9 protein-coding genes are annotated in these 9,810 nt (G+C 73.0%); 2 read left to right on the forward strand and 7 right to left on the reverse strand.

Annotated elements, in window-relative coordinates; translation table 11 throughout:
- Positions 1-226 precede the first annotated feature (226 nt).
- The 5 genes from ACFP2E_RS04785 to rplM all read right to left on the reverse strand — a co-directional run bounded on the left by ACFP2E_RS04785 (position 227) and on the right by rplM (position 4,676).
- The gene (locus tag ACFP2E_RS04785) at positions 227-1,258 is read right to left on the reverse strand and encodes a GNAT family N-acetyltransferase (protein ID WP_378521469.1); all 1,032 of its coding nucleotides are present in this window, start codon (positions 1,256-1,258) and stop codon (positions 227-229) included.
- Complete coding sequence (locus ACFP2E_RS04790) at positions 1,255-2,262, reverse strand: GNAT family N-acetyltransferase (RefSeq protein WP_378521470.1); 1,008 nt, start codon at positions 2,260-2,262, stop codon at positions 1,255-1,257. Before ACFP2E_RS04790 ends, ACFP2E_RS04785 begins: the two co-directional genes overlap by 4 nt.
- 73 nt (positions 2,263-2,335) lie before the next feature.
- Positions 2,336-3,682 carry a phosphoglucosamine mutase gene (glmM, locus tag ACFP2E_RS04795; protein WP_378521471.1) on the reverse strand — a complete coding sequence of 449 codons (1,347 nt, stop codon included), beginning with the start codon at positions 3,680-3,682 and terminating at the stop codon, positions 2,336-2,338.
- A 19-nt stretch (positions 3,683-3,701) separates the two neighbouring features.
- On the reverse strand, positions 3,702-4,214 hold the full coding sequence (gene rpsI / locus ACFP2E_RS04800; RefSeq protein ID WP_378521472.1) for a 30S ribosomal protein S9: 513 nt from the start codon (positions 4,212-4,214) through the stop codon (positions 3,702-3,704).
- 18 nt (positions 4,215-4,232) lie between these two features.
- Positions 4,233-4,676, reverse strand: coding sequence for a 50S ribosomal protein L13 (gene rplM, locus ACFP2E_RS04805; RefSeq protein ID WP_378521473.1), 444 nt, complete (start codon positions 4,674-4,676; stop codon positions 4,233-4,235).
- Between the two features lie 288 nt (positions 4,677-4,964).
- Between rplM and ACFP2E_RS04810 the strand changes: the two genes are divergently transcribed.
- Complete coding sequence (locus ACFP2E_RS04810) at positions 4,965-6,254, forward strand: citrate synthase (RefSeq protein WP_378521474.1); 1,290 nt, start codon at positions 4,965-4,967, stop codon at positions 6,252-6,254.
- Positions 6,255-6,327: 73 nt separating this feature from the next.
- A complete protein-coding gene (locus ACFP2E_RS04815) occupies positions 6,328-7,512 on the forward strand; it encodes an MFS transporter (protein ID WP_378521475.1) in 1,185 nt (394 codons plus the stop codon).
- On the opposite strand, the gene ACFP2E_RS04820 is transcribed toward ACFP2E_RS04815, so the two are convergent.
- Together ACFP2E_RS04820 and ACFP2E_RS04825 are read right to left on the reverse strand one after the other, a co-directional pair.
- Positions 7,499-8,830 carry a FlgD immunoglobulin-like domain containing protein gene (locus ACFP2E_RS04820; protein WP_378521476.1) on the reverse strand — a complete coding sequence of 444 codons (1,332 nt, stop codon included), beginning with the start codon at positions 8,828-8,830 and terminating at the stop codon, positions 7,499-7,501. The two genes, ACFP2E_RS04815 and ACFP2E_RS04820, sit on opposite strands and share 14 nt — an antisense overlap.
- Before the next feature lie 117 nt (positions 8,831-8,947).
- Positions 8,948-9,810, reverse strand: an 863-nt coding sequence (locus tag ACFP2E_RS04825; protein WP_378539282.1) for an alpha-1,6-glucosidase domain-containing protein, incomplete at its 5' end; no start/stop codon positions are given.

Consider the following 9,810-nt stretch of genomic DNA (forward strand, 5'->3'; position numbering starts at 1 on the left):
CGCCATCGAGCTCAACAACCGACCCCGCAAGACCCTCGACTGGCGCACCCCGGCCGAGGCCCTGGACAAGCTACTGTCCGAACACGACAACAAGACCGGTGTTGCGAACGCAGGTTGAAACCGCCCAAGGCCTGAGCCTCGAAACCCCCGCACCTACGCAGGGCGGTGGGCACGGCCCTGCGCACCTCACCGGGTTTCGAGGCTCGGCGCCGGAGCGCCTCGCACCTCAACCACCGGCCGGCAGTCGCTTCTGGAGCTCCCCCACCCGCTCCAGGGGCTTGAAGCCGAGCGCCTCGTTGACCTCCACCATGTGCGTGTTGACCTCGGCGTTCCAGGTCAGCAGCCGGGTCGCGGACGGGGCCGACGACTGCAGGAGCCGGAGGTTGGCGACCTTGACCGCCAGGCCGAGCCGGTGGCCGCGGTGGTCCGGGCGCACGAGCGTGCCCCACTGGAAGGCCTTGTCCGGGTCGTGCGCGCTCACCACGAGGTCGGTGTAGGCCACCAGCTCCCCCGCGGCGTCGAGCGCGACGGTGTTGAGCTTCGTGCGCCCCTGCGCCTCGATCACGGCCTCGTACCGCCGCAGCTCGTCGACGTCGGCCGACTCCGCCTCCCGCTCGAGGTCGCCCGTGGGCGCCTCGACCATCAGGGTCGCCTCGAGCTCGGCCCAGCCCTGCGCGAGCTCGTCGGGGACGGGCCCCACGAACGACCGCAGCGTGTACGCCGCGTGGTGCGGCGCCGCCTCGGCGGCGAGGGCGGCCAGCCGGGCGTCGTCGACCGGCAGGTCCACGGAGCGCATCACGTCGACGAGCCCGAGCCGGAAGCCGTGGCGGCGCAGGAACTCCAGGCCCGGCGTCCCGGCGCCGTCGGCCGGCCCGTCGTACGGCCAGCGGGCCGCGGTCTCGAGCAGGCTCCGCCCGTGGCCGCGGGCGACGACCTCGAGCTGTTCGAGCATCCGGCTGCCGTGGCCGCGGCGCCGGTGCTCGGGGTGGACGAACACCTCGATGACCGCCAGGTCCCGCGAGTGGGTCAGCGGCATGTGGACCTGGCCGGCCACCACCATGGTCCGGCCGTCCTCGATCCCGCCGAGCACGAGCTTGACCGCGTCGGTCTGGTCGGCGAGGTCGGCCTGCACCTCCGGCAGCTGCCAGGGCGTCGCGGTCGCCTCGCGGCCGTGGGTGTCGGCGGCGACGACCGTGGCGTGCCAGGCGGCGAGCGCCGCGACGTTGCGGGGGTTGATCTGCTCGATGTCCGCCGTCACGCCAGCACCTTCTGGACGTCGAGGCACTCCTCGACGACCCGGTAGCCCATCTGGTCGTTCACCGCACCCATCGCCGCGTTGACGCCGGCGTTGCCGGTCTCGACGTAGGCGCACTCGGGGAAGAGCTCGCTGATCCGCCGGTGGGTCGCCAGCTTCATCGCGAGGCCCAGCCGGTGGCCGCGGTGGGCCGGCAGGACCAGCGTGCCGCCGACGCCGGCGTGCCGCGGGTCGTGGCGGTCCACGCGCACGTCGGAGAAGCCGCACACCTCGCCGTCGGGGGCGACGGCCAGGGCCACCACCTGGCAGCGGCCGACGGCGACCGCCCGGTCCTCGCCGTCGCGCAGCCGCTCCTTGGTCCAGACGGCACGCTGCAGGTCGAGCTCCCCGAGCGGGACCTCGCCCAGGAACGCCTCGAGCAGCCGGCAGAACCCGTCGACGTACTCGTCGGCGACGTGCTCCTCGGAGACGACGATGCGGTAGCCGCCGAGCGCGGCCGCGACCTCGGCGTCGAGGGGCGCCCACGCCGGCGGGGCCTCGTGGAGGTCCAGCGTCTTCGTCAGCTCGTGGTTGCCCACCGAGAAGCCGACCTCGGCGGCGAAGAGCGAGCCCGCGCTGTCCGCCCCGACGGGGGTGAAGGCGCTGGCAATGAGCGTGGTTCGGCCGTGGGCGCGGGAGATCCGCTCCAGCTCGGCCAGCAGCGCCCGCCCGGCCCCACGACGGCGGTGGTCGGGGTGGACGTAGACCTCGACCTCGGCGAGGTGGGTGTTGTCGTGCCGGAACAGGAAGGCCATCCCCGCGCCGACCGTCCGGCCGTCCGCGGCGAGGGCGGAGACCAGCACGTGCCGGCCGTCCGTGCGCGGCAGCGGCAGCGCCCGGCGGGCCGACTCCCAGGTGGTGAAGCCGTCGACCGCACGCTCGCGGGTGGCGGCCTCGCCGACCTCCCACCAGGCGCGCAGCAGGGCCTCGTCCGCCGGGTCGATCACCCGGATCTCGTACGTCGTCACGTCGGTCGAGCCTAGGCGCGCGGCACCCCGCGGGGCGAACGGTTTACGGCGCTCCCGAGCGGGCGGGCGAGGCTCAGAGCGCGAGCTGGGTGCGGACCACCTTGGCCAGCCGCTCGGCGATGTCGCCGGCCTCCTGCTCGGTCTGCGCCTCCACCATGACCCGCACGATCGGCTCGGTGCCGGAGGGCCGCAGCAGGATCCGGCCGCGCTCCCCGAGCACCGCCTCCTCCTCGGCGACGGCGGCGGCCACGACGGCGTCCTCGTCGGCGCGGCTCTTGTCGACGTCGGGGACGTTGAGCAGCACCTGCGGCAGCCGGGTCATGACCGACGCGAGCTGCTTGAGGCTCTGGCCGGTGGTGGCCATCCGCTCCAGGACGTGGAGGGCGGTGAGGGTGCCGTCGCCGGTGGTGGCGTGGTCGCTCATGATCACGTGGCCGGACTGCTCGCCCCCGAGCGAGTAGCCGGAGACCCGCATCGCCTCGAGGACGTAGCGGTCGCCGACCTTCGTCTGGCGCACGCCCACCCCGGCGGCCTTCATGGCCTGCACGAAGCCGAGGTTGCTCATCACGGTGGCGACGACGGTGTCCTTCGCGAGCCGGCCGGCCTGCCGGAGGCTCAGCGCGAGGATGGCGAGGATCTGGTCGCCGTCGACGACGGTGCCCTCGTGGTCGACGGCGAGGCAGCGGTCGGCGTCGCCGTCGAGCGCGAAGCCCACGTGCGCGCCGTGCTCGACCACTGCCCGCTGCAGCGGCTCGAGGTGGGTGGAGCCGCAGCCGTCGTTGATGTTCAGGCCGTCGGGCTTGGCGTTGATGGCCACGACGGTGGCGCCGGCGTCGGTCAGCGCCCGCGGCGCGGAGTCGGAGGCGGCCCCGTGGGCGCAGTCGAGGACGACCTTGAGCCCGACGAGCGGGTGGTCGATCGTGCGCACCAGGTGGGCGGCGTACTCGCCGACGGAGGTGGGGTACGGCGTGACGCGACCGACCGCGCCGCCGGTGGGGCGGTCCCAGGGCCTGCCGAGCCGCTGCTCGATCGCGATCTCGACGGCGTCGTCGAGCTTCTGGCCGCCACGGGCCAGGAACTTGATGCCGTTGTCGGGCATCGGGTTGTGCGAGGCCGACAGCACGACCCCGAGGTCGGCGCCCAGCGTCCCGGTGAGGTGGGCGACGCCGGGCGTCGGCAGCACCCCGAGCAGCTTGACGTCCACACCCGCGGACGCGAGGCCGGCGACGACCGCGGCCTCCAGGAACTGCCCGGAGATCCGCGTGTCCCGGCCGACCACGGCGAGGGGCCGATGGCCCTCGAACTCGCCCCGGTCGGCCAGGACCTGTGCGGCTGCGACGGAAAGGTCCAGGGCCAGCTCCGCGGTCAGCTGACCGTTCGCCAGGCCCCGGACCCCGTCCGTGCCGAAGAGTCGACTCATGCGACCCGACCGTAGTTGATCAGCGCTTGCTGAACTGCGGCGCCTTGCGGGCCTTCTTGAGACCGGCCTTCTTGCGCTCGATGACGCGGGCGTCGCGGGTCAGCAGACCGGCCTTCTTCAGGGCCGGGCGGTTGGCGTCGACGTCGACGGCGTTGAGCGCGCGGGCCACGCCGAGGCGCAGGGCGCCGGCCTGACCGGTGATGCCACCGCCGTGGATGCGGGCGATGACGTCGAAGCGGCCCTCGAGCTGGGTCGTCACGAAGGGCTCGTTGACGACCTGCTGGTGCAGCTTGTTCGGGAAGTAGGAGTCGAGCGTGCGGCCGTTGACGGTCCACTGGCCGGTGCCGGGCACCAGGCGGACGCGGGCGACGGCCTCCTTGCGGCGGCCGGTGGCCGCGGCGGGGGCGATGGTCGCCGCGCGCTCCGGGGCGTCGGCGGACGGGGCGCTCTCCGAGCTGTAGGCGATGCCCTGCTCGTTGGTCTCGTAGGTCTCCTCGACCTCGGTGCTGTTCTCAGTCACGGTGTTCCTCACTGGTCCTTCGGGCCGGGCTTACTGGGAGACCTGGGTGATCTCGTAGGGGGTGGCCTTCTGGGCCTGGTGCGGGTGGTTCGGGCCGGAGTAGACCTTGAGCTTCTTCAGCATCTGGCGGCCGAGCTTGTTCTTCGGCAGCATGCCCCACACGGCCTTCTCGATGGCCTTGCGGGCGTCCTTCTCGAGGAGCTCGCCGAAGGGCGTGGCCGAGAGGCCGCCCGGGTAGCCGGAGTGGCGGTAGGCCATCTTGGTGGTCTTCTTGGTGCCCGACAGGGCGACCTTGTCCGCGTTGACGACGATGACGAAGTCACCCATGTCCATGTGCGGCGCGAAGGTGGGCTTGTGCTTGCCCCGCAGGAGGTTGGCGGCGGTGACGGCGAGGCGACCGAGGACGACGTCCTCGGCGTCGATCACGAGCCACTCGCGCTGGATGTCAGCGGGCTTGGGGCTGTACGTACGCACGGCTGTTCTGACCTTCTTCGTTCGTAGGTCCCGACCGGATGCCCCGGCCGGGTTGGTGCTGCGACGACTTCTGACGAACACGGCCCGGCTCGCCGCCCTGAACCGCCCTCGCGGGAGGATCGGGGCTGCACGTCCGGATCTGCATCCCGACCGCACAGCGGTGGTCGGAACGCGGCAGGAGTCGCGACCGTCAAGAGTACGGGCGCCCCGCGAAGCGGGTCAAAACCCCGCGTCCGCTCTCCGGGGACCGGATTAGCCCAGCGCGGGACTCACGGCTAGGTTGGGCGGGTGACTGATTCTCTCACCGTCCGCGACAACCGCACCGGGCAGGAGTACGACGTCCCGATCACCGACGGCACCATCAAGGCCGCGGACCTGGGCAAGATCAGGACGGGCGACGACGAGCCGGGTATCGCCGTCTACGACCCGGGGTTCGTGAACACCGCGTCGTGCCGCAGCTCCGTCACCTACATCGACGGGGAGAAGGGCATCCTCGAGTACCGCGGCTACCCGATCGAGCAGCTGGCCGAGAAGTCGAACTTCCTCGAGGTCGCCTACCTGCTGATCCACGGCAGCCTGCCCAGCAAGGCCGAGTACGAGGCCTGGGTGCACGAGATCACCTACCACACGTTCGTCCACGAGAACGTGAAGCGCTTCATGCACGGCTTCCGCTACGACGCCCACCCCATGGGCATGCTGATGGCCTCGGTGGGCGCGCTCTCGACGTTCTACCCCGACGCCCGCAACATCTCCGACGCCGACAACCGGCACATGCAGATCGTGCGGATGATCGCCAAGATGCCGACGCTGGGCGCCTGGTCGTTCCGGCACGCGCAGGGCAAGCCGTTCGTCTACCCCGACAACGAGCTGGGCTACACCGAGAACTTCCTGTCGATGCTCTTCAAGATGAGCGAGCGGAAGTTCGAGGCCGACGAGCGCCTGGTGAAGGCCCTCGACGTGCTCTTCATCCTGCACGCCGACCACGAGCAGAACTGCTCCACCAACGCGGTGCGCTCGGTCGGCTCCTCGCAGGTCGACCCCTACTCCGCGGTCGCCGCCGGCGTCGGCGCGCTCTACGGCCCGCTCCACGGCGGCGCCAACGAGGCCGTGCTGCGCATGCTCAAGCGCATCGGCTCCAAGGAGAACATCCCGGACTTCATCCAGGGTGTGAAGGACGGCAACGAGCGGCTGATGGGCTTCGGCCACCGGGTCTACAAGAACTACGACCCGCGCGCCAAGATCATCAAGAAGGCCTGCGACGACGTCTTCGAGGTCACCGGGGTCAACCCGCTCCTCGAGATCGCCCAGGAGCTCGAGAAGATCGCGCTCGAGGACGAGTACTTCGTCAAGCGCAAGCTCTACCCGAACGTCGACTTCTACTCCGGGCTCATCTACGAGGCGTTCCAGTTCCCGCCGGAGATGTTCACGGTCCTGTTCGCGATCGGCCGCACCCCGGGCTGGCTGGCCCAGTGGCTCGAGCTGGTCCAGGACAAGGAGCAGAAGATCGCCCGTCCGAAGCAGATCTACACCGGCGACCGCCAGCTCGACTTCGTGGCGGCCTCCGAGCGCTGGGCGTGAGTCGCTGAGCGACTCCCGCCAGAACGACGGCAGCGGCCCCTCCCCCTCCGCCGGACCCGACACGGTCCGGCGGGTGCGCGGGACGGGGCCGCTCGTCGTCTACTCGGTCACCGGCTTCGCCGGGTATGCCGTGCTGCTCCCCGTCGCGCCCCTGTGGGCGGTCGAGGGCGGTTCGGGCGCGGCGGGCGCCGGTCTGGTCAACGGCGTGCTGCTGGCGGCCACAGTGCTGGTGCAGCTGGCCGTGCCGAGGCTGCTCGACCGGTTCGGCCACGCCCGCACCATGGCGGCCGGCCTCGTGCTGATGGGCGGTGGGGCCGTCCTCCACGTGGCCTCCGCCGCGATCGCCTGGACCCTGGCCGCCTCCGCGGTCCGCGGCGCCGGCTTCGGCGTCCTCACCGTCACCGGCAGCGCCGTCGTCGGCCACCTTGCGCCACCGCGGCTCCGCGGCCGGATGATCGGGCTCTACGGGCTCGCCGTCGCGCTGCCCAACCTGCTGCTGCTCCCGACCGGGGTGGCCGCCGTCGACCTCGTCGGCTTCGCCCCGGTGCTGCTCGTCGGCGCGACCCCGCTGCTGGGCCTCCTCGCGGCGGTCCGGCTCGGCCGGCTGGTCGACGACACCCTGGCCGCCCGGTCCACCGCGCCGGCCTCTCCCACGGCAGCGCCCGGTGGCGAGGTGGGGGCGGGGCTGCTGCGGGCCGTCGCGGCGCCGACCGCCGTGCTGCTCGCGGCCACCCTCGCCGGCGGCGCCCTGATCACGTTCCTGCCGCAGGTGACCACCTCGGGGGTCGCCAGCCTGGCGCTGCTGCTCATGGGCGCCGCGGCCGCGCTGTCACGCTACGGCGCCGGCCACCTCGCCGACCTCGCCCCCGCCGGGGGCGCGGCCTGGCTGGGCCCGCTGCTGCTGGTGACGGCAGCGGGCACGCTCGCCTGCGCCTGGGGCGCCCGGGAGGACGCCGCGGGCGCTGCGGCCTCGCTCCTGCTCGGCGCCCTGGCCTGCGGGCTCGGCTACGGCTCGCTGCAGAACCTCACCCTGGTCTCCGCCTTCCACCGCGCCGGCCCCGACCGGGTGGCCGGGGCCAGCATGGTGTGGAACATCGGCTTCGACGGCGGCACCGCCCTCGGCTCGGTCCTCGTCGGCGCACTGGCCGCGGGCTGGGGCTTCCCGCCCGCGTTCGCCGTCGCCGCCGGGGCCTGCGTGCTCGCGCTCGGCGCGGCGTACGCCGCCCGTGGGCGCGTGGCCGCGGCTACCGCCGGGTGAGGTCCACGGTCACGGGCGCGGTGAGCGCGCGGGCGCGGTTGCCGGTCCCGTCCTCGACCACCAGCCGGAGCCGGTAGCGCCCCGCGGGCACCAGCGCACCACCGTCCGTGCGCCCGTCCCAGGCGGCGCCGCGCAGGTCGCCGTCGACGACGCGCACCGGGTCGAGTGTCCGGACCACGTGGCCCTTGCGGTCGAGGACCTCGACGCCCACGTGTCGCCACGAGTCGCGCGGGGTCGCCAGCAGCCGCACCGACCCGGGGAGCCCACCGGGGCGGGGGTGCACCCGGGCGCGGCTGGTGGCGACGCGGCCGGTGGCCGGCGGAGTCGTGTCGACGACGAGCGGCACGTCGAGGTCGCGCGCGAAGTGGTGGCCGTCCACGTCCCGGGTGAGGTGGAGCCGCAGGGTGTAGCGGCCACTCGGCATGGTGGCGCCCGTCCTGGGCCACGGGTCCACGACGACCACCTTGTCGTGGGGGCCGGGCGGGAAGTGACCGCCGAGGAAGGGTCCGGCCGCCGTCTCCCCCGCGCCGTCCAGGATCGACCAGGTGGCCGTCTGCCCGACGTACCCGTCGAGGTCGAGCACCACGGACGTCTCGTCCTGCCGGCCGTCGTCGTTCGGTGAGATCCGGACGTCGGAGACCGCGACGACCGCACCGTGCAGCTCCTCGCGGACCACGAGGTCGGGCCCCGCAGCGGCGGCTCCGGAGCAGACGTCGGGGAGAACCGGGTTGCACCACCAGGCGTAGACCCGCCCCTGGCTGCCGCGGCTCCAGGGAGCCAGGGAGAGGTCGAGCCGCGCCTCCTCGCCCGGGGCGATCCTCGTGGGCGCCCGGTCGAGGTACCTCACGGCCGCTACCGGCCCGACCCCCGACACCCGGACCGGGAGCGGCCCGTCGACCGACGGCTTGACGACCCGCGGCTGCGCCGGGTCGACGATCGTCGGGGGCTCGTTGGTCGCGGTGACCCACAGCGGGTCCGCGGCGACCACGGTGCAGGTCTCCGGCTCGGGACCCGCACACGGCTCGGCCGCCAGCGAGAAGGAGAAGAAGCCCCAGGTGGGGAGGTCGACCGTCGCCGTTCCCGAGTCGTCCACCGGCACAGGACCGAGCCAACGGTCGTTGGGACCGGGGAGGCTGGCGGTCACCCTGAGCCGAGCGTGCGTCGCCCCGGCGACCTGCATGGTCACGGGGACGGTGCCGCCCATCCGGTCGCCGTCGGACGGCGACACCACCGACGCGGTGGGTTCGCCCGCCGTCGCCGTCGGTCCGCTCACGACGAGTCCGGACGAGAGCAGCAGGAAGCCGAGCAGAAGCCGCATGAGAGTCCCCCGAGGGCGTGGTGAGCCAGTTCCGGAGACCCGGTGCGACTCAAAGATATCCCCCGGAGGAACGGCCCCACCCACCGGGCGGCGTCGCGAGCCGCCCGGTGGGGTGGTTCAGCGCTCCAGCACCGCCGTGGTGCGCGCCGGCACGGTGACCTCGCCGGCACCCGCGGTGGTGCCCTTGACGACCTCGTCGCCCCCGGCCGCCTGCACGTCGTGCAGCGTCCAGCCGTCGCCGGTACCGGTCACCGTCTGGGCCTCGGGGGTGGCGTTGACGACCACCAGGATGCCGTCGCGGTCGGCGTCGGCGTCCTCCCCCTCGGTGTCGTTGATGAGCATCGCGATCACGCCGTCGGGGGCGTCGAGGAAGGACACCTTGGCCTGGACCTGCTGAAGGGAGCCGAGCCGGAACAGCTCCGACGAGGTCCGGATCCGCAGCAGGTCGAGCGCCTGCTCGTGGGCGGCGGCCATCGCGGCCGGGCCGGGCTTCAGGGCCGGGTCGGCGAGCAGCGGGCGCATGTAGTCCCACTTGGCCTCGTTGTCGCCCTTCGGCGGCAGCCCGGAGCCGAACGTGCTCTCCTGCCCGGTCCAGTCGATCCGGTTGAACCAGTCGCCCGAGTCGTAGGAGTTCCGGTCGAGGCTCTTGGACCGGAGCAGGTCGACGCCGGCGTGCCAGAACGCGACGCCCTGGCCGAGCGCCACCGTGGAGAGCGACACGGTGCTCATGCGTGCCCGGTCGGCCATCGAGGTCGCCTGCGGCAGCTTGAGCTGCAGCGAGTCGAACAGCGTCTCGTTGTCGTGGGCGTCGACGTAGGTGACCGTCTCGCTCGGATCGGCGGCGTACCCGGCCGGGGAGCCGTTGTAGTCCACGTCCCTGCCGGCGACCGGTGCACCGGTCTCCGACGAGGTGAAGGTGTAGTCGGCCAGGTTGCCGGCCATGCCGAGCTTCACGAGGTCCTCGGCGTGGGCGAGCCGGG

The organism is Nocardioides sp. GCM10027114 (genome assembly GCF_042659625.1).
Lineage (GTDB): Bacteria > Actinomycetota > Actinomycetes > Propionibacteriales > Nocardioidaceae > Nocardioides.

What these genes read in the sequence shown, in the direction of transcription:
- glmM (WP_378521471.1), bottom strand. Translation starts at nt 3,682, where the DNA reads ATGAGTCGACTCTTCGGCACGGACGGGGTCCGGGGCCTGGCGAACGGT.
- ACFP2E_RS04820 (WP_378521476.1), bottom strand. Translation starts at nt 8,830, where the DNA reads ATGCGGCTTCTGCTCGGCTTCCTGCTGCTCTCGTCCGGACTCGTCGTG.